Source organism: Bradyrhizobium sp. 604_D8_N2_3 (genome assembly GCF_051810765.1).
GTDB classification, from domain to species: domain Bacteria; phylum Pseudomonadota; class Alphaproteobacteria; order Rhizobiales; family Xanthobacteraceae; genus Bradyrhizobium; species Bradyrhizobium barranii.
The window spans coordinates 7,042,005-7,060,879 of record NZ_JBPWPM010000001.1; the positions used below are offsets into that span (position 1 = coordinate 7,042,005).

Annotated in this window: 24 protein-coding genes and 1 pseudogene; 12 read left to right on the forward strand and 13 right to left on the reverse strand. The window is 58.1% G+C overall.

From position 1 onward, the window contains the following. Positions 1-186 precede the first annotated feature (186 nt). Together AB7245_RS33780 and AB7245_RS33785 are read right to left on the reverse strand one after the other, a co-directional pair. Entirely contained in the window at positions 187-1,128 is a 942-nt protein-coding gene (locus AB7245_RS33780) for an IS110 family transposase (protein ID WP_439035441.1), read from the reverse strand. 131 nt (positions 1,129-1,259) lie between these two features. After that, on the reverse strand, positions 1,260-1,682 hold the full coding sequence (locus AB7245_RS33785; RefSeq protein WP_354112642.1) for a hypothetical protein: 423 nt from the start codon (positions 1,680-1,682) through the stop codon (positions 1,260-1,262). A 182-nt stretch (positions 1,683-1,864) separates the two neighbouring features. Between AB7245_RS33785 and AB7245_RS33790 the strand changes: the two genes are divergently transcribed. The 8 genes from AB7245_RS33790 to AB7245_RS33825 all read left to right on the forward strand — a co-directional run bounded on the left by AB7245_RS33790 (position 1,865) and on the right by AB7245_RS33825 (position 8,466). Beyond that, positions 1,865-2,074 (forward strand): hypothetical protein, encoded by a 210-nt coding sequence (locus tag AB7245_RS33790; RefSeq protein ID WP_247458042.1) that lies wholly within the window; start codon positions 1,865-1,867, stop codon positions 2,072-2,074. Between the two features lie 356 nt (positions 2,075-2,430). Then, positions 2,431-2,592 carry a hypothetical protein gene (locus AB7245_RS33795; protein ID WP_259258546.1) on the forward strand — a complete coding sequence of 54 codons (162 nt, stop codon included), beginning with the start codon at positions 2,431-2,433 and terminating at the stop codon, positions 2,590-2,592. Between the two features lie 452 nt (positions 2,593-3,044). Further along, entirely contained in the window at positions 3,045-5,132 is a 2,088-nt protein-coding gene (locus tag AB7245_RS33800; RefSeq protein ID WP_354112641.1) for a carbon starvation CstA family protein, read from the forward strand. Next, the gene (locus tag AB7245_RS33805) at positions 5,125-5,358 is read left to right on the forward strand and encodes a YbdD/YjiX family protein (RefSeq protein WP_439035442.1); all 234 of its coding nucleotides are present in this window, start codon (positions 5,125-5,127) and stop codon (positions 5,356-5,358) included. Before AB7245_RS33800 ends, AB7245_RS33805 begins: the two co-directional genes overlap by 8 nt. A gap of 993 nt (positions 5,359-6,351) precedes the next feature. Next, complete coding sequence (locus AB7245_RS33810) at positions 6,352-6,684, forward strand: hypothetical protein (RefSeq protein WP_354112640.1); 333 nt, start codon at positions 6,352-6,354, stop codon at positions 6,682-6,684. A 24-nt stretch (positions 6,685-6,708) separates the two neighbouring features. Continuing rightward, a complete protein-coding gene (locus AB7245_RS33815) occupies positions 6,709-6,963 on the forward strand; it encodes a hypothetical protein (RefSeq protein ID WP_439035443.1) in 255 nt (84 codons plus the stop codon). An 817-nt stretch (positions 6,964-7,780) separates the two neighbouring features. Continuing rightward, positions 7,781-8,026 carry a hypothetical protein gene (locus tag AB7245_RS33820; protein WP_439035444.1) on the forward strand — a complete coding sequence of 82 codons (246 nt, stop codon included), beginning with the start codon at positions 7,781-7,783 and terminating at the stop codon, positions 8,024-8,026. Between the two features lie 260 nt (positions 8,027-8,286). After that, complete coding sequence (locus tag AB7245_RS33825; protein WP_038960078.1) at positions 8,287-8,466, forward strand: hypothetical protein; 180 nt, start codon at positions 8,287-8,289, stop codon at positions 8,464-8,466. A 376-nt stretch (positions 8,467-8,842) separates the two neighbouring features. Here AB7245_RS33825 and AB7245_RS33830 read toward each other — a convergent pair whose 3' ends face one another. Next, positions 8,843-9,010: a hypothetical protein gene (locus AB7245_RS33830; RefSeq protein ID WP_247458048.1), complete on the reverse strand. Its 168-nt coding sequence runs from the start codon at positions 9,008-9,010 to the stop codon at positions 8,843-8,845. Positions 9,011-9,119: 109 nt separating this feature from the next. Beyond that, on the reverse strand, positions 9,120-9,323 hold the full coding sequence (locus tag AB7245_RS33835; RefSeq protein ID WP_354112638.1) for a cold-shock protein: 204 nt from the start codon (positions 9,321-9,323) through the stop codon (positions 9,120-9,122). 204 nt (positions 9,324-9,527) lie between these two features. On the opposite strand from AB7245_RS33835, the gene AB7245_RS33840 reads away from it, so the two are divergent. Next, the gene (locus AB7245_RS33840) at positions 9,528-9,953 is read left to right on the forward strand and encodes a hypothetical protein (protein ID WP_028154089.1); all 426 of its coding nucleotides are present in this window, start codon (positions 9,528-9,530) and stop codon (positions 9,951-9,953) included. A gap of 1,051 nt (positions 9,954-11,004) precedes the next feature. On the opposite strand, the pseudogene AB7245_RS33845 reads toward AB7245_RS33840, so the two are convergent. The 6 genes and pseudogenes from AB7245_RS33845 to AB7245_RS33870 all read right to left on the reverse strand — a co-directional run. Beyond that, a pseudogene (locus AB7245_RS33845) lies at positions 11,005-11,337 on the reverse strand (DUF4142 domain-containing protein); the annotation flags it as partial. A 12-nt stretch (positions 11,338-11,349) separates the two neighbouring features. Continuing rightward, positions 11,350-11,499 carry a hypothetical protein gene (locus AB7245_RS33850; protein ID WP_354112637.1) on the reverse strand — a complete coding sequence of 50 codons (150 nt, stop codon included), beginning with the start codon at positions 11,497-11,499 and terminating at the stop codon, positions 11,350-11,352. A gap of 767 nt (positions 11,500-12,266) precedes the next feature. After that, positions 12,267-12,779: a hypothetical protein gene (locus AB7245_RS33855; protein ID WP_354112636.1), complete on the reverse strand. Its 513-nt coding sequence runs from the start codon at positions 12,777-12,779 to the stop codon at positions 12,267-12,269. Between the two features lie 257 nt (positions 12,780-13,036). After that, complete coding sequence (locus tag AB7245_RS33860) at positions 13,037-13,219, reverse strand: hypothetical protein (RefSeq protein WP_354112635.1); 183 nt, start codon at positions 13,217-13,219, stop codon at positions 13,037-13,039. Next, on the reverse strand, positions 13,216-13,932 hold the full coding sequence (locus AB7245_RS33865) for an AAA family ATPase (protein ID WP_354112634.1): 717 nt from the start codon (positions 13,930-13,932) through the stop codon (positions 13,216-13,218). Before AB7245_RS33865 ends, AB7245_RS33860 begins: the two co-directional genes overlap by 4 nt. Beyond that, the gene (locus AB7245_RS33870; protein WP_354112633.1) at positions 13,887-14,279 is read right to left on the reverse strand and encodes a carbohydrate porin; all 393 of its coding nucleotides are present in this window, start codon (positions 14,277-14,279) and stop codon (positions 13,887-13,889) included. Before AB7245_RS33870 ends, AB7245_RS33865 begins: the two co-directional genes overlap by 46 nt. Before the next feature lie 567 nt (positions 14,280-14,846). On the opposite strand from AB7245_RS33870, the gene AB7245_RS33875 reads away from it, so the two are divergent. Together AB7245_RS33875 and AB7245_RS33880 are read left to right on the forward strand one after the other, a co-directional pair. Beyond that, the gene (locus tag AB7245_RS33875) at positions 14,847-15,101 is read left to right on the forward strand and encodes a DUF2934 domain-containing protein (protein WP_354112632.1); all 255 of its coding nucleotides are present in this window, start codon (positions 14,847-14,849) and stop codon (positions 15,099-15,101) included. A gap of 115 nt (positions 15,102-15,216) precedes the next feature. Further along, the gene (locus AB7245_RS33880) at positions 15,217-15,441 is read left to right on the forward strand and encodes a hypothetical protein (protein ID WP_259258560.1); all 225 of its coding nucleotides are present in this window, start codon (positions 15,217-15,219) and stop codon (positions 15,439-15,441) included. Positions 15,442-16,348: 907 nt separating this feature from the next. Here AB7245_RS33880 and AB7245_RS33885 read toward each other — a convergent pair. Together AB7245_RS33885 and AB7245_RS33890 are read right to left on the reverse strand one after the other, a co-directional pair. Beyond that, complete coding sequence (locus tag AB7245_RS33885; RefSeq protein WP_439035445.1) at positions 16,349-16,879, reverse strand: DUF1003 domain-containing protein; 531 nt, start codon at positions 16,877-16,879, stop codon at positions 16,349-16,351. Continuing rightward, positions 16,876-17,358: a low affinity iron permease family protein gene (locus AB7245_RS33890; RefSeq protein WP_085971541.1), complete on the reverse strand. Its 483-nt coding sequence runs from the start codon at positions 17,356-17,358 to the stop codon at positions 16,876-16,878. The genes AB7245_RS33885 and AB7245_RS33890 overlap by 4 nt, the downstream gene beginning before the upstream one ends. Positions 17,359-17,562: 204 nt before the next feature. On the opposite strand from AB7245_RS33890, the gene AB7245_RS33895 reads away from it, so the two are divergent. Beyond that, positions 17,563-17,901, forward strand: coding sequence for a hypothetical protein (locus AB7245_RS33895; RefSeq protein ID WP_439035446.1), 339 nt, complete (start codon positions 17,563-17,565; stop codon positions 17,899-17,901). A 738-nt stretch (positions 17,902-18,639) separates the two neighbouring features. Here AB7245_RS33895 and AB7245_RS33900 read toward each other — a convergent pair. Further along, positions 18,640-18,762: a hypothetical protein gene (locus tag AB7245_RS33900; RefSeq protein WP_354112623.1), complete on the reverse strand. Its 123-nt coding sequence runs from the start codon at positions 18,760-18,762 to the stop codon at positions 18,640-18,642. Positions 18,763-18,875 lie beyond the last annotated feature (113 nt).

The window sequence follows — 18,875 nt, forward strand, 5'->3', positions numbered from 1 at the left end:
CATATTTCCGGTCTGCCCCTATCAACCGACACGCAACCGCACCGCGTCAACGGGAGCGATGGGCCATGTGTGGACGGCTCCGGGTTGGCAAGAAGAATCTTCACGTCGCAGTATTGGTCGGAGCAGCCATGTGTTCGGCCTGTTAGCGCGGTTCACGCGACCGCTGGCCATAATGCCCTCCGCGGATCAGGTCCCGGTCAAAAGCACGCATTCGATGATGCCATGGCCCAAGTGGGTTGTCCTGATCGCCGGATCGACCGATAGCGGATGACCGCGAGCGCGCCGGCTGTAAACAAGCTGTGCAAATAGCGATCGCCTTGTTTGCTGATACTGCCAAGCTTGTTCTTGCCCCCGCCTCGAGTTCTGCTTCGGCACGAGCCCGACCCAGGCCGAGAAGTCCCGTCCCGATCGGAAAACCTTGGGATCAGCAATGCTTGCGACTAGAGCTGTTGCCAGCGCCGGACCGACACCGGGGATCGCGTCAAGTTGCTTGCTCGTCACATTTGACCGATGCCAAGCGATGATGCGGCGATCGAACTCCAGTATCTGGGCCTTCAGCGAGCGCAATTGGCTGCCCAGCGCAGTGAGGCACATTCGTGCGACCTCTGGGAGCCGGTGATCGGCTGTATCGGTGACGACCTCAAGCAGCTGCTCGACACCCTTGCGCCCGACGGGGGCGACGATCCCGAACTCGGCAAGATACGCGCGGATCGAATTGATGACGGCGGTCTGCTGGCGAACGAACAGATGACGCGCACGATGAAGCATCAGGCAACTCTGCTGCTCAGATGTCTTGGTCGGCACGAACCGCATGTTTGGCCTCGTGACTGCCTCGCAAATCGCCTCCGCGTCGGTGGTGTCGTTCTTCTGCCGCTTGACGTAGGGCTTCACATAGACCGGCGGCATCAACCGCACCGTATGGCCGAGCGCCTGCAACTCGCGGGACCAATGGTGCGACGAGGCGCCGGCCTCGATCCCCACCAGGCATGGCTGTAGCCTCTGGAAACACGCCAGGACGTGCTGGCGCCTCAGCTGACGGCGTATGACCACCTGGCCGGCCGCATCAACGCCATGCATTTGAAAGACCGACTTCGCGATATCCAGACCGATTGTCGAAATTGACTGCATAGGTTGCTCCTCCGAATCTTGGGAGCCTTAAACAGCGCCCACTCCTTGGTACGCTCGTGCCGGTGGAGGAGCCGTCCACAGCATCATGAGCCGACATCGCTCCAATCAAGCGGCGATACTTGTCGGGCTTCTTAACGGCCGTAAGGGAAGCAGCGGTGGCGATCGAGTGTGAGGCCGAAATGCGTTCCCAGCGCAGCGATGGCCGCGTCCTGCTCAGGATAAGGATCGGCATTGGATGCGGCAACGATGATGATCCGGAACCCGCCGCGATCCTTGCCACCCGGAGGCAGCATCGCTGTAGCCAGGGCATTGCCCTCCCTGTCGCGGAGCGTGAGGAAAACCGGCATCTCTCGCTGTACATAGGCCTCGAGGCCGATGTCGCGCTCGATCGCGTCCGGCCGCTCCGGACGCCAGGACTGGACTGCCTTCTCCCACTCATTGCGGAAATATTTCTCGACTGTGTGGCCCATCAGGCGCGACTCATGCGCCGCTTCACCTTCCGTCTCGATACGGAACCAGGCCTTACCCTTCGGCGCGTCGCAAACGTACCGCATTTCGCTCGTCCGCGATCGCCGCAATTCTAGGGCGGCGGGCCTACAAAGCCAATGTGAGACTCGCTCCCGTGTATAGCGCTGCACGGTCAGAGGGGCCAAGAGTTCTCGATTGGACGTTGAAGTTCTAGTGAGCCCAAACAATACTAGGTCGACCGGAATAATCCTCTTCAAGGAGCGTCCCGATGCCTAACGTAAGGGAAAAGGAACGCGAAGCCCGCCGGAAGATCATTCGCCAATGGGCGAAGCTTCCGAAGGATAAACGGCAGTCTATCGAGGGGATTTCTGAATTCGCCAGGACCGCCGCTCAGCAGAACGAGAACGCATTCGTCCGCAGTCGTCGCGATCCGTATCAGAAGATCATGGGATGGCTATTGCCGCGTGCTCATCTCTGAACGACTGAGTCCTCTGCACATCCTTCGAAGGCGACACCGGGTTCTTCAGCCTGACCCCATGTGGCGAACGGCCCGCGCGATTTAGGGACCAAACCACGCACCTTGTCGCAAACCACATTGAGCGGGATTTTGTGAATCCGATCAGGCGACGCCCGATTTCCGTTTAGGGTCATTCGCGACGGGATTGGGCTGGTGGCAAGTCCGGTTATCGTCCGCTATGCCCCGATAGCTACCAAATCTGCATCGCCCCGAAATGACTCGATGGCCAATTTCGGACACAGCCCTTTGCTCGCTAACAATATCCAGCCCAAAGTCGCCCGGAGATGGCATCCTGTCGTCAACCGAAGGATGCTGACATGGCCAGGGGCGAACAAAGAAGCAATCGGGAGAAGAAGAAGCCTAAGGAAGAAAAGGCTAAGACAATTGCCGCCCGCCCCAAGCCAAAAGGGCGAGGCGGCGGTATGGCAGCCAAACCTCGCGCCCGGCCAAAAGAAATAGAAATGCCTCGCGGAATTTGATGCCCCCGAATGCGGCACATGCTCCAAGTCCCGTCCTGGTATTGTGCGTTACAGCAAAAATGCGCGCTGATGTCGCAGATGGGTCAGGAGCCGACTTCGGCCGACTCCCTTCCCCAGATCGGCCTAAGCGGACCAGGGCATTGTAATCATAAAGCGCAGAGCCAAAACGGTATGGATCGCTGTCGCTCGGCCAGTGACGCGCCAACCACCCATTCGTCACCCCAGCCAACAGACCTTCTGCGCACGATCCCACCCTTCCCAGCGAAGAAACCGAGTCCTAGAATTATAGGGTCAAGCGGAGCTATAGTGAGTTCTGAGCTTAGCGAAATACCCAGTCCTGACCTTGGTGTACGGAAAGGAAGGATCCCAGCCAATACACTCTTGCCTCGATCAAGGTCCCCGCCAGGGTGAATTTTGTTTGGTTGGGCTTCCTGCAGTGCGGGAGGACATCCATGAGTGCCATCAACAATTCCAATGGGCTCCAGACGAAGCTCTTGTGGATCGCGGTCGCCCTTCTGGGTGCCGTGACATTCGCGATCGTGGCGCTCAATCGAGGTGAAACGGTCAACGCCGCGTGGCTAGTCGTCGCCGCGATTTGCATCTATTTCATCGCCTACCGGTTTTATGGATTGTTCGTCGCGGACCGGGTGCTCGGGGTCGATGGCACGCGACTGACGCCTGCCGTTCGCCACAATGACGGTCTCGATTACGTTCCGACCAACCGGTACGTGCTCTACGGCCATCATTTCGCGGCGATCGCCGGCGCGGGTCCACTGGTTGGTCCGGTGCTTGCCGCGCAAATGGGCTATATGCCGGGCGTGCTCTGGATTCTCGCCGGCGCGGTGTTTGGAGGCGCGATCCAGGACATGACCGTGCTGTTTCTATCGACGCGGCGTGATGGTCGCTCGCTCGGCGACATCGTGCGTGCCGAGATGGGACCAGTGGCCGGCACGATCGCAGGCGTAGGCATTCTCCTGATCTGCGTCATTGTCCTTGCGGTCCTCGCTCTCGTTGTCGTCAAGGCACTGATCGGCAGTCCGTGGGGAACTTTCGCGGTGTTCTGCTCGATTCCGATCGCGCTTCTCATGGGTGTCTATGGCCGGTTTTTCCGCCCGGGCAAGGTCGGCGAGATGTCACTGGTCGGCTGTGTGCTGCTTCTCGCAGCGCTGATCTATGGCAAGACCGTGTCCGAGACTCCCGAGCTTGCGGTGTACTTCGACCTGCAAGGAGAGACGCTCGCGCTCATCATCATAGGATACGGTTTCGTCGCATCCGTGTTGCCGATCTGGCTGCTTCTGGCGCCACGCGATTACCTTTCGACATTCCTCAAGATCGGCACCATCTCGCTTTTGGCTATCGGAATCATGATCGTTCGTCCCGATCTCCAGATGCCGGCCGTCACCAAATTCACCGACGGCAGCGGACCGGTTTGGGCCGGCGGCATGTTCCCATTCCTGTTCATTACCATCGCCTGCGGCGCCGTTTCCGGTTGGCATGCTCTCATTGCGTCAGGGACGACGCCGAAGATGATCGAGAACGAAAAGCAGATCGCTCTCGTCGGCTACGGCGGAATGTTGATGGAATCGTTCGTCGCGATCATGGCGATGATCGGCGCAAGCATCATCCATCCCGGCGTCTATTTCGCGATGAACAGCTCTGCAGGACTAATCGGCACCACGGCTGAGCAAGCCGCGCAAGTGATCTCGACATGGGGATTCGTGGTGACCCCGGACGAGATTGCTCAAATGGCCAAGGACGTCGGAGAGAACTCGATCCTGTCGCGCACCGGCGGCGCACCAACGCTTGCCGTCGGCATGGCCCATATCCTGTCGTCGTTCCTTGGTGGCCGCGCCCTGATGGGCATCTGGTACCACTTCGCGATCCTCTTCGAGGCCCTGTTCATACTCACCACGGTCGACGCCGGAACGCGCGTGCTCCGGTTCATGATTCAGGATCTCGTCGGCAACGCTATCCCGGCGTTCAAGGAAACTGCATCTTGGACCAACAACCTGATCGGTTCGGCGCTTTCGTGCGCGCTGTGGGGCTATTTCCTTTACGTCGGCGTGATCGACCCACTGGGTGGCATCTGGACGCTATGGCCTCTGTTCGGCACCGCCAACCAGATGCTGGCGGCAATCGCGTTGACAACGTGCACCGTCGTTCTGTTCAAGATGAAGCGCGAGCGGTTCGCGTGGGTGACGATCGTGCCCGCCGCGTGGCTCGTGGCCTGCACGACGACCGCGGGGCTTGAAAAGGTATTCAACCCCAATCCGAACGTGGGGTTCGTCAGCCACGCGCTCAAATACGACGACGCGATCGCGGCAGGTCAGTTGCTGGCACCGGCCAAAACGCTTGGCGAGATGAGCCGGATCGTCTTCAACGACTACGTCGATGCAACGCTTGCAGCCTTATTCGTGCTGGTCGTCGTTGCGACAGTGATCTACGGTCTAATCAATATCTGGCGAGCACTGGGCAATCCGCAGCCGACCGCAATGGAAGTAGAGTTCGCTGGTGTAGCCGCGGGAGGTAGCCATGCCTGACCTGCAGAATTTGTTCGACCAGTCCGCCAGCGCGATGCGAACCGCCCGCTATTGGAGCACGCGCACTGCGCGTCTCATGATCGGCGTTCCCGATTATGAAACCTATGTTGCGCACCGGCAAGAGAAGCACCCCGACCAGCCGATCATGACCTATGTGGAATTCTTTCGCGAACGTCAGCAAGCGCGCTATGCCATAGGGAAAGGTCACTTTAGAGGCTGCTGCTGACGACCGACAACACTTCTGCAGCTGACCGCCATCCGACGTGCGGGTATGGAAAAGGTTCTGATGACTTGATCCGACCTGAGAAGCGGGCATCGATGGACCAAGCAGCCATGACCGCTTTGGGTCAATGGCCGCCCTCGGCGGCCGACGTTAGCTTTGTCGGCTCATCTCCCGGAAAGTTACCTCAAGGTGCTCTGAAGCCTAGTCAGCTCAGCCCCGGGCCAAAAGCGGCGTGACACCGCAATACGGCGTCGCAAGAACACACGAACACAACTAAAATTTGTTCGCCGAGGGGGGGAGCGGAATATAGAGATCAGACCGTGGCCAAGCTAATCTGCCGTCCCCCGCCACAACTGACAGTCGCGTGCTGAAATCCACAAGTAAAATGGAAACCGCCGGCACCCCGTACCAAAAGAAACGCCGAAACTCAAAAGCCAAGCTTGCCCAAGTTAGAAACGAGTTTTGCAACACAATCCCCCGAGAAGCAGACATTCTCGGTAGCCGTCGGCATGTCTCAAAGGGGCCAGAAGCTGACCTCGGATTTTTGCGGATAACGATCTCCAGGCTGAGCCTCTCCCGGCTTCCTAAGGAACTCGTGCCAAGCGCAAGGCGGCCTCAACGCCGCCCTCCAGGATCTGCTCCGCCTGCGCAGCGTTGGGCACTGCCCGCGCGAACTGAAGGGTGCCCACCATGAGGCCGAAGATGGCGGTCGCACGGCGGCGGCTCGCTGATGCATCTGCGTCAGGAAGCAGTGCGGCCAATCTCGCAACGTAGCTTCGCAACCCTTTCTCGTAGTCTTTCCTGGTGGACCGGGCCTGTCGGGCGATTTCGGGGAGTAACGCCGCCGAGGGGCATCCGCCCGTCGGGTCTTCGAGGTGAGCGCGGTTCAGGTATCTCTGCGAAGTAACCGCAAGCGATCTAAAATCCCTCACCCCTCCGCACGTCCAGCAGATCAATTGGAAATTTTTGCCACCAGGCGAGTATCCATGGGGCCGAATGAAGACACACCTCACCTTTGCCTTGCGCAAGGCATCGGACAGCGTCGCTGCGGTCATTCAAGATAGGCAAGAGACGCTAGTTTCACTTGGGCCCACCACAATATACGTCGGAGTGAATGGCTTCAGCGATTACATTGCTTATGAATTCAAGTCTCACGAGTTGGTCGTGCTCGAAAGCATCCGGCGTGACAATGCGATTTACGTATTCGGACGCGATTGGGAAACGGCTTCTCGGCTATCAAAAAAGCAGATTTTAGATGCGTCGCTCCAAAAGGCGCGCATCGTGCATTCGGTTGGATGGAAAGAGAAAGTCAGAACCCTCGTGGCATAAACAATGCGAAATGAGCACTACGTTATGCACAAAAAAGCCGACGCCGAGCAAATGATCAGGCATCTTGCGTTAGAGTGGATGCACGAAACAAACTATCGTCAAAAGCCCGGTCACTACCCAACCTTTGGCGCTTTCAAGACATGGCTCGAAAGTAGGCACTACGATCACTATTTGGCATTTCGATCACGTAGTGATCCCCGGTACGAGGCCGAGGGTTGGTTTGAAGCAGCAATCCGCGACTACTGGCGCAGCATGCGTTCGCGTGGCGTGGAGCCGTAACACCAAAGGAAGCGCTCTAGCGTTCCGCGAACCCTGGCAGGTATCCTTTGGAGCAAACTTTCCGTCTGGAAGTTTGCTCGTCAACTAGGCGAACTTCTCGAAGCCCCTCCTCCACCGTTTCCGCGCGCCCCTCAACTGCCGCCGCCAAGCCGCCCAATCTTCTACCGGCTCGGGCAGAATCTTGCCTCCAACTCAATGTACGCCTCGATCAGCTCTTGCCGCGCGATCTCGGTGCCGGTGGCGTCAACCACGACTACGACCGTACCCTAGCTCAGCAGAGCCAAATAGCTCGCCAACCTGGTCCGTCTGCGCCTCGCCGTTGTGGAAGATTAGGAAATAGTAACGACGCATAGCCGCGGTCCTCCGTCCTTTAGCCCCCGATTATGCGCCCATCTCGGGAGGTCCGCACCTGTCAAAAACGACAGGGTCCGTGCGACAGCGGCGCTAGCAAACGGGCTCGCGTCATCCACCTCACGCCGCCCTCCTCCGCGCCTCTCCTTGCGGCCTCACCGACTTCCCCGCCCGATCCTCCCGCCAACGATGCACCGCGCGCTGCGTCACGCCATCCGCGGTCACCGTCGTCAGCACCGATGGCCGCCTATGTAATGCCGGCCATCGCTGGCTGGGCGGCGCTGCTGGACTTCCATCATGTGCAGTAGATCCACCTCCGCGTTGCGCGCATCGCGATCCGCGCCAATTTGCCATCCCGCGGCCAGTAGATCTTCAACCGGCGGCGTCGGCATAGCCGCGATTGCTAGCGGACTCTGCTGGCTGGAACCTGCAGCGAGCGAAAAATTGACTCGTCAGGGAGGTTCCGATGACACAGAAAAATCGGACGCCACGTGGGTCGAGCACAATGGATCCCGTTACTGGTTCCGGCGCTGGCCAAGTTCCGACGAAACCGCACGACTCCGGCAGTCAGGCGAATGAAACTGTCGATGGCCTGGACGCTCAAACCGAAACGTTGCGGCACGCGGCAGAAGATACGCCATCTGCTGCAGCACCTGACGACGAAGAAAAAGTGCCGGTCTTTGACCGGGCTGGTGCTGCGCCGAAAATCTGAGCGAGAAGACTGCCATGCACTGGCGCAAAGTGCCGAGCAGAACGAGCGGCAAGGTCTTCGATGTCGTGGTCTTGGCGTCTACCGCCTCAGTCGCCGTTTCGATTGTCTTGCTGGTTCTGCATTTTCCCGCGTGTCAGCCGAAATAGATAGAACTAGCTGTTCGTTGTCGGCCATTAAATCTCCGTAAGTGCGCAGAGCGTTTGTTGCGTATATTGCGCCATGTTGATAGACCGCGCCTTCAACATCGAAGGAGCGCCGTTTTGGCCAAGAAGAAAAAGCTGGTTCGCCGCGAGTGGACGAAGGAAAATATCAAAGAATTGAAGGCGCACTCCAAGGCTCGCACGCCGGTCGTCAAAATCGCCAAGATGACCAAGCGAACCGAGGGCGCGCTACGTCAGAAGGCGATCGTGTTGGGTATCGGCCTGGGGCATCAGCGGTAAATTGACGCTGGCTTCGTTGAGGGAGCCGCCAAATTTCGATATTGTTTTAACGCTCGCATCTGCGCCGATCAGGTGCAGACTACTGCGTCCGTCAAGGCAGCCGGAGCTTTTAGCTTTCGCGGCCTTGGGGTTGAGGGCTCGCCTTCGCCAGCCCCGGCGAGTCCCACCTCAGTCAGCGGAGCTGACGCATTTAATTGTCCCACAGTGTAACATCGACGACATTGCGCCCAGGCACCCGCGCTGTACGCTTTATCTCGCCGGGGCTGGACTCAATATTTCACGTCTTATTTTTAACCCGGCTGGCCGCAGTGGTTCGCCGCTGCGGCCTTTTCGCATTGACGAATGCTTGGCAAACAGACGCGCTGACCAACAAGCCTCACTTCTTACGCTCATCGCCCAAGCTGGCGCCTTCGGCCAGCTTCATCCAATCAGCTGCAAGCCTTAACCAGGCTTCCTTGTCTGGCTGTTTAATTGCCCTTTCGGCTATGCGGCGGCATTCCTCGGCTTCGACTCGATAGCGATCCGCCTCCTCCTCGCTCATCATTCGACTCACCCAGCGAACCAACGCGGGATGGTCGACGAGGAAATCAGAGGATATTCGACGATAGACCCAAGCGGCTAACTTGGAACCGTCGCGTCGCGGTTTGGCAGGCTCATCCGGCGCGCAGATTTTCCGCCGAGTCCTTTCCGCGATTGTTCACGACGTCGAAACTAACCTTGGCTCCCTCTGCGAGTGAGGTGAAACCAGCCTTCTCGACTGCCGAGATATGGACAAACACATCTTTGCCGCCGTTGTCAGGTTGAATGAACCCGTAGCCCTTCGTCGGGTTGAACCACTTTACCGTCCCCATAGCCACTTAGCTTCTCCATTCTTTGAAAAACCAAAACTAGTGCCTGAATCTCGACAAAAGAAAGGCTGGTCGCAACCGCGCTCATGCGCCGGAAGTACGCGAGCCGAGGATGTCGTTTTACGTCGTGTGAACCTCTTCACATGGGTATGACATCAGGACGGTTAATCTCCAGTCGCTGGCGAGAGGTTTCAGTTACAGCGGGAGGCGGCCGTGGCAGCAGACACAAAGGCGGACGACTGGTTTATTGCTGCGCACGTGCTGAGGGTACGCACGTCGTCGGGCACCGCATCGATATCGTTTAAGATTGGCAGTAGAGTAGCTAATATCGCAGCACTTTTAGGTTGCTCCGGACCAATCTCTGGAAGCGGTGTTTCGGACACGGACTTCCAATTAGATTCGCAACTTATGCGCAACATCAGCGGTCCATGGTCATTGAAGGACGTCAAGGGCCACCGAGGTGACGTCACGCAAAACGTGTCATTTTTTCCTGATGCGTTGTCGGGCGCGGCGTTTAATAAGAGCGGAAGCGTCTTTTTTAATTTCGAGATACCAAACCCGAGCTCCATGACCTTTACGATCAAGGGCCAGTGGATGGTAAAGATGGTCCTCAATCTTGGCACGACGTTTGTAATTTAGTCCGATCCTCGCGTCTTGACATGAAAGTTAGTCGAACAGGTCATCGGCTTCTTCCTCTGGCACACGCCTTCGCTTGTCGGGCAGTTCCTCCCTCATTTACCCTACCGCTCAAGCTTAATTTCAGCCTTCGATTGCGCTCGTCGGTTGCCCGATTACGCTGTCGTCACCGGACGAGTTGCCCTGTCCGGATTCAGCATGGCGACGCCGGCGTGCCATCATACTCGGCGCGCCGGCTTCGTTCTTTCCAACGGAGACCTAAGTGTGGCCCTACGGAATCGCGGCGCTGTGCGTCGTGCTCTTGATCGTCGGAGCGGTCGCCCTCACTTTTCTCAGCTTCGATTTTCCGGACGAGCCTAAGGCCTAAGTTTAGCAATGAGGCCGCCTACGACCCGTGTCGCAAAGGCTATAAAGCTGTTCCGCCTTGACCCCCAAACCGCCGCTCGACTCGCTGATGCTCTTGATGCTTCCTGCTCGGTCGCCGTTGCGAGCTGACGCTTAAGCTTGATTGAGCTGACCGATTTTGTCTGCTGAAATCCTCTTTGGTCAATTTGTCTCCAAACGATCGTCTAACGTAATTCCGTCGCGCAACACTACGTGCGTTGACGATTTGATGATCTCGTGAAGTAACGGATCATCGTGAACGCAGCGGCGGGTCCCAGAAATGGCCGGCCGACATGGCGTTGTTCGCGGATCTAGCGGAACGCGCCACCTCGTTCGCGTTTTGCTTGCCGGGTCTCAGAATGAAATGACTTTACACTCCCGTTTTCTCGATGTGGAGAACGAGCCAGGTCGTGACCCCTGAGAGTCACTGATCTTGCGACGAGCCGGGGTTGGAGATTTTCTGATGAGTTTGTTGATTATCGCGGCATACGGAATTTGCCTGCTCGCACGAACCGTTGACTGAATTGATAAACGTGAGCCCGCCCCGTCCTTGACGACAAGAAGGGTCTGCGTGCTTCGAATTATGACCTGCTGGTCCTGCCCGAAATTGCGGCGTTCTGGCAAATTATTTGTCTTGCCGCTCCCACGTCGACGCAATTCCGGCGTCCGATTAATTACCGGCTTTCAACGATTTTGCGGTGCCCAGGTGCTTTTGCAACGTATCTATCTGGCCGGAAGCATATTCTCCAGAAGCATCCTTACTTTTTGATGCCTTCTTGTACTCGGCGATATCCTTCTGGTGGTCTGCGACCATGTGGGTAGCGAACATCTTATCGAAACCTGCGCCGGTCATTTTTGACATCTTGTCATGGTCAGCTTTTTGCTTCGCATTCGGTCCGCCTGGTGAGTTCATTCCCAGTGCTTGGGCAGCATTTAATGCCTTCTGATTGGCGGCAGCGTGGTCTGTAGAGAGCATTCTGCCAAACGATTTGACGGCGTCGCTTTGACCGTTCTGCTACGCCAGCTCTCCCATGCTCACTTCAGCGAAATTGCCCTCGATTGCCTTCTTAAGAAACGTTTCGCTTTGCTTATCTTTCGCAGATGCGCTGCCAATTGAGATTGCCATCAAGGTTGCTGTCCCGAGTGACATAAGCATTCTGTTCATCGGCAACTCCTGTGGGTTGTCTGTCGATGAACACGCCTGAAGCCCGGGAGGCTCCAATTAGGCGCACGGGGCGACATTGGAAGTTTCGCATCGCAATATTCAAACGTCCGCAGAGCACCTGACTAGTGGCCTTTCGGACCACTTACATGACCGTAGATGGCAAGGCGCGCATCGAGTGGGAAGCTCGAGCGCAGTGGAAGGAGAAGCCGTTGGAGGGCGCTGTGGATAAAGGCCACTCAGTGGGCGGCCTCATGAGAACGCCTCTATTTCGGTGTCCCGGTCTGGCTACCCGAACCGGTGGTCTGCTCCCTTCCCGGTTGGCCGGGAGAATGCGCAGAAGCGCCCGGCTTCTCTTGATCGCCACGTAACCGGACGCTCCGGAGTTGCGGGTCTTGATCCCTTTGTCCGCATCGCGCTGCATCTGCTCGTTGGGCTCGCTAGCCTTGAGCCCTCTCCTCCTTGGTTTGCACACTGGGCGCGAGAAGACATGCAATCCGCTATAGCGCCGTCCGAGCGCCGCGACAGCGCGGGAAATGTGGCGCGGATTGATGCTCGCGCTCGCCGTGGGAACAATAGGCAACGTTTCGATTTGAACTCTCACAACACAGGGAGACAACGCCATGAACGGTATTATCTACTTGGTCGGACTTGTCGTCGTAATTGGCATCATTCTGTCATTCTTCGGCTTGCGTTGAGCACAACCGTCCACCGACGACGCCGTACCGCTGGGCGTAGTGGGCGCAATGGGCACGGTTACATCAGTCTCGTCACTTCCCCGGCTTTGAAGGGATCTGCGACAATACTTCTGCGACCTCGGGACGGTTAAGGAAATCGTTGTCCTTAGGAAACAGTGCCTTCCACGACGCCACCAGCGTGCGAAGATCAATATCTTTCTCGATCATAGTTTTGAGAAAATATCTCTTGTCGTCCCCTTCGGAGTCACCGATCCCCAGCTTCTTGGCATCGACATCGGTCGCCAAGAAATTCGCGGGAAGCCGTCCGGGAAAAATCGCAGCAAAGAATTTTGCCCGGTTAGTTGCCTCTTCAGGACCGGGCGCCTGCATAATTGACTTAGCGACCTCAAGCTGAAAACTGGCTTTATTTGTTTGGTAGTTCGTATAAACCCCCACTCCAACTGTAACAATCGCGCTGAGTAGCGGCACGATAACTGATAGACCTGTCCATCTAGCCTTCGTCTGTTCGACCTTGAGCTTTGCGAGCTCAATATCGCCAGCGGTTACTGGAGCGGTCTGCTGAGTAGAGGAATTCGGCCCTGCCATCACCATTCCCCATTCGGTAGAGCCGTCTATATAGCACTACGAGTGACCTTGCACTCCAGTTCAGTTGCACATTGACAAACGTTCGTTGGTTCACTGGTTCACCTATAGGGATATGACTGAACCGAACCAGACGATGATGGGCATAAATGCCCCCCATCGTATCGTCCGTGGTTCACGGAGTGGTTCAGGTGAACCAGCTTGATATCTAAGGGGTTTTAGCCTCTGTTGGTTCGGTTTTGGTTCCCCCCTTGGTTCGCTCAATTTGCACCTGGAAATCGCGCTGGCGGCAGCGGTGGTTGGTTCACCCCTGAACCACGCGAATCCATGGCGTTAAGCTCCCGCTCGCCGGCACCGGTCAATGTCCAGCCATTACGCTCCGCGCGGATCAGCTTTTGCTGCTCCAGCTTCCGCGCGATCCGGTACACGCGGCTGTCGCTCATTCCGAGCAGCTTCGCCACGTCGCGGCGGCTTTTGCGGGGTGCTGATCGATAGCGCGCAGCAACGTGTCCTCGTCACGCTCGTTCGCCCGCTCACGCTCCACAATGCCGAAATCCGAGACCGGCCGCGCAACGACGGTCGGGATGGCGCGCCCCTTGGTGTCCCTGAGCTTAGGGTGCTGTACGGTCACTAATTCGAAATGGACCGGCTCGAACGACGGGCCGCGGAACTTGCCGAGGGCTTCGAAGGCGATCACTTGGCCGTTCCGACGCAAGGCAACGTTGCCGTCAACCTCATTTAGAAACGCCCCGCCGCCCTTTGGGATCAGGTCGTCATCGGCCGCGCGCTTTGTCGGATGCGCCAGGGCGAGCACGCACGGCCCGCCAGGCAGGTTCGTCATGGACCGCAGCAATCGCGCATAGTTGCCCATTTGGACGTTGTCGTTGTCGTCGTCGCCCTCGAAATACGCGGCGACCGTGTCGACGATGACCAGGGTGGGTTGCAGTTTCTTCGTTGCCACCTCGGCTTCGATGTTCGCGACGTTCTCCGAAATCTTCACCACACCGTTGATGAAATGCACGTCCATGGTATCCGGGTCGATTCCCATCTCTTGAGTCACGCCGAGCCACCGCGCCTGAACGTCGGTCGGGTTTTCGCCGGCCGCGTGAATCACGGTCCCTTTCTCGACTTCAATGCTTCCGAACGGCTGGGACATGCACCGTCGAAGATTCCGCCAAGCACGGAAAGCTGGTCCGTCACGTTGACGAGCAGCCTGGCTCCCAGGGCGGCCAAAGGCGGCGACGGTCCGCCGCTGGGCAGGTCGAGCGACGTGATGGCCGGCCAGCCCATCGAGGCGTTGGTGAGCACATCCGTGTACTTGGTGTTGAAGAATTCGCTGTCGGCGGCGAACTGACCCAATTTGAGCGAGACCTTCTTCGCGCCCCACTGCTTCTCGAAATAGGCTTCGTACAGCCGCGTCGATGGCAGAGCCTCAATTCCGCTGACGACGAACAAATTTTGCAGATTACTGCGCGACAGCCCGTCGCCATGGATTTGGAACATGTTGGCATGAAAGGTGAGCTTGTGATCCCGACAAGCTTCTGCAGATCGACATCGACGGCAAGGTTCAGGCGGCCTTCGTAGATCGTGCCTTGCTTTAATCCTCCGGAAGCGTTGCCGAGTACCTCGCCGATGTAGGTCGCCGCGAATTTCACGCCGTACCTCTGCAGCGGATTGGGTAGAAGACCGAGCGTTTTCTCCTCCACCGTGCTCTCGCCCGTGTCGGGATCGGCGGGCTTGTCGTCGTCGGTCTTCTTGTCCTCCTGCGCCATGGCGTTGGCTGCAAGGAGCAAAGCGACCGACATTGAAAGCGCCGCTTGCCGGTATGCCCTCCTTGGCCGCGACACGGGAACTCCTAATGCTGGAAGTGCTTTAGGACTTGCCTGATCTTCCGACGCAAGTCCAGGACGAGGTCTTCAGCGGCTTGCCAGGCATGTTGTGTGCAGAAGTGAACGCACGATATCACGCGGGATCGGCAGCCCTCGCAATTTAGGCCCGGGGCGATTGCGTTCGAAACCATTGCGCGGCCCCGGAGTCGTCTCCCTCGAGAGGAGGAAGGAGGCGGCGACCATGGACGACCGGAAAAAACTGGAGCACCAGATCGCACTGGCTACCCGCGTAGCGGCCTGCACCGCTGACGAGAGCACCGCGAGCAGGCTTAGACGTTTCGCAGATCAGCTGAGGCAGAAGCTATTCCCATCTTCCCAGCGGCGCCAGATCACGGCGCGCGCCTATGAGCTGTGGGAGCAGGCTGGGCGCCCCGCTGGGAAGGACTTTGATTTTTGGCTTGAGGCGGAAAGGGAAATCAGCGCGCGGGGCGAGTAGACCGAGCGTTGAGTGGTGTGACAGGCGACGATCGATCTGAGTTGCACTGGCGTCCATTCTGGGCGCTGCGCTTTCGCCATCAATGACCGCGGTCTTCGCATCCTCTTGGAGGAACATGCTCAGGTTCTCAAAAACACTCGCCCTGTTGCAGGCGCGCGGTGGAAACCGACTAGGCACCGGCATGATGAAGGAAATCGAGAGCACCCGCATTAATCCAGGTGAACGCAAGCAGTCACCCACAACCCATTCCGGAACGTTCAACGGTGCCGGTGATTGGGAAGCCATGACCAGGTCCATCATTCTCATTCCCAGCATGCTCAAGCCGCTACGGCAGGTCTAATGGTCTGGCTGATCCTTACGCTCTAAGCTGTGGTCATAAGTACGCAGTTTCAGAATGCTTATTGTCCTAAGGGGAGCCTTTACCCAACTCGCGCCGAGGACGATACATGCGAGGCGAGCAGAGGAGGGCGCTCTGAGCAGGCTAGTGGGGCGGCCGGGTCAGGCCCGCGCCAGCTGAAGTCCGGTCTAACCTGGGCGCCCCTATTCGACTCCCGGCTCGTGCTGTTGGGCCTCCATGACGACAGCCAACAGCCCGAGCACGCCAACTGCGATCAGCACCGCGACAGAAACCCGCTGGGAGCTTTGCCCATGCGTTCAAACACCCCCACCCCGCGGTCAGACGACCTCCCTGGCGAAATAAGGCGTCGGCGGCCGGTTTCTGGCGATCTGTCGGGCAAGCTCACAGAGACGTCTAGCGAGATCCGCAAGTTTCGCATCAAGGAGCTGCGCGCGGCCGCTGATCGGCTTGTTCGCCGTGCGGAGGCGCTCCGGGTGGAGGCAAAGCGATTACTCAAAATAGCCCGGCGCGAGGAAGCGAAGTTCGCGCGCGCCCCCCGGAGAAATCCCCGGAGCGCGGCGGCGCGCCGGCCTAAGGCTTTGCTGACTAGCGGATAATTTGTCCGCGCCCCGATTGTTTCAATAAAACATCCCGTACCGAAATGGAATTCCGTAAAATGCCGGCTCAGCAAAGCTCGAGATTGCAGTTAGAGGGCGAACGTGGCACGGCTCGCTTTCCAGCCCCCAATGCTCCCGGCTGCCGATCCAATTGCGGATTAGAGCGCCTGGAGTGCCCCTGATTGGCAGATCCCCCAGTGCCTAGATTTCCTTGCTGCTTTTTTGGCTGCGCGGAGGTGGCATCACGTTCAGCTTTCTAGCTCCAGAGAGCTGACTTTCACCTCACCCAAAGGTTAGAAGGACGTCTTGTCGTTCTTGGAGCGTATATCGCGCGCAATGCTTTCCACCTGGGTATCCTTCGCAAGCTCTGTGGCCTCGAGATCCTGTGGTAATTCCACGCCGAACTTCGTAGCGATGGCATCCAACTTATGGAGAATGCTGGTCGCCTCTTTCTCCGCCAGGAGGTTGATCTGAAGATCGAGGTGATTACGCTGCTCGGAGCGTTGATCCATGGCGTTCTGGCGGATCAGAACGAAGGACGTCAAAAGCACGGCTTCGAGCGCGAGGACCGCCGACAGGAAATTGAACGGGTAAGGATCGAAGCGAGTGGACCCGTAGGTATTCCAAACGACCCATGCGACGACGAGAAGGAGTTGAAGCAACACGAAATGAATGGTCCCGACGAACCATCCGACCATGTGAGAAGCCCTGTGAAACCTCGATAGTTTTCGTTCCTCTTCCTTTTCCAGCTCGGCAACGCAGTCAATATTCCTCGAAACCGCGCTGTGTCGGATACCGCGGTCATGATCGGCTTCACCGTTCATTCGGTGACGAGGTCTGCGGCGCGACGCGCCTTCTTCCTGGCACTCTCCACCGTCTGCTCTCCGGCTTTTTCGGCCTTGGCCCGGACCTCGCATTTCGAGCGTATTTCGTCGAGCTCATCGTCGGTCAGGTGCTCGATCCCGACGAACGAATTGTGCACGGCACTCACCCTGACGAGCTCGTCCAGCTTCACCTGGATTGCCGCGCTATCGCGGTTCTGGGAATTCTGGATCAGGAAGACCATCAGGAACGTCACGATCGTAGTGCCGGTATTGATCACCAATTGCCACGTGTCGGAGTAATGGAAGATCGGGCCAGTGATCGCCCAAATGATCACAACGGCGGCGGCAATCATGAAGGTCAGTGCGCGGCCGGCGGCCTGGGATGTGCGGTTGGCGATGTCGCCAAAGAGCTTTCCGGCGCGCTCGCGCGCCGAACCGCTGGAGCCTTTGTCACTGCGTTTTTCGGTCGCCGCCGACATCATCAATCCCATCTGATCTTCCGAAAACCTGCGCGAGATAACGGGAGCGGAACTCGAAGGTTCCACTTACGAAACGAGCATCTGAGAAAGGGTGGTTGCGGGCTGTGTACACTTTGTAACTCACGAGGATGGTCGGCGGTGCCGAAAGGATTTGTGGCGGCCCGCCGAACACTGCAACATGCGGGCCGAGGGGTAGGTCGAACGATGCGCGCTTGGCTGCTGGCACTGACGCTCGTTGCGCGCCTTGTAGAGAGCGCCTTCGCGCAGGAAGACAAGAAGACCGACGATCTGAAGCCATCCGATCCCGATACCGGCGAGAGCACGGTGCAGGAATCGACCCTCGGCCTTCTGCCAAATCCCCTCGACAAGAACGGCATCAAGTTTGCCGTCACCTATATTGGCGAGGTGCTCGGCAATCCTTCGGGCGGTGCAAAGCAGAGTCCGAATCGAGCAGCTTTAGTCATACTGCTGTCGCTCTCGCCATCGCCATTGGATCGGCAATCACGTCAGAGCGCCTCGGCCTCCCGAAGGACGACCTGTTGAGATTCCACAGCTAGGCCACACCCGCCGCTGGATCGTGCGGCAGGTGAACCAATACAAGCGGTAGGCGGATCGCCTAGAGCGAGTGTTCGGCAGCGTCCCTGACCGAACACTCTCCACCCACCAAACTAGTGTACGGCCTGGCCAGTGCGTCCTCGGCCTTCGGAACATCCTCAGGCAGTGGCAGCGGCGCCGCGATTGCTTCCACGGTGGAATGCGAGGCGTAATGGTGCAGCAAAGCAGTTCACGACCTTTACTATACCGACTACTCCGGGCGCTTTAGTAATGAACAAGGGCCGCTGCTCAGAGACAGCGGCCCTTCGGATTTCAACCAGCAATGTCCGTCATCACCATTTTTGGACGGCGATTGCCGCCAATCTGAGGCCCGATTGACTATAGCTGATAGTCGGTCGACATCCTAAGTACTGCGCCGCACGGCGTGCTCGCTGTACCTTTGGCAACTAGCTCTTGAGCTGAACCAGCGAGCACCGCGAACGCGCACGTAGTCGTGCGCCGGTCGGCCCACGACTGGTTGTTCCGTCCGTTTCACCGCTTCATCCATCAATGAACTCCTCGCCCTCCACGCCGAGGAAAGACAACCGCTGTGTAACCCTACGATCCTATGCGCCGATACGGCGACGGCAGAATATATGGATCCCCTGGCTTTCCTCTACTAGACGTCGAGCACGAGAAAGCAGGGCCACCACCAACCTCTCGCGCTCGGCCTGGGAGTTTTTCCGCCTAGCAATCGTTGTCGCGGGCGCCGGTGGTCGTCTTCGACTGTTCAGCTGCCGTCGGCTGGCTTTGCATCTGGCGCTGGGCGTCCTGCGACGAGGTTGCGGTGTTCTCGCTCGACTTGTTCATGGCAGAAGTTGGCGGATGCTCCTTGGCGCTTGGCGAGGGGGTGCCGTGCTCGTACTCGCTTGGCCCGTCGTGACGGGTCCAGAGCCGGCATCGCGGTTAGCTGTATTGCAAGG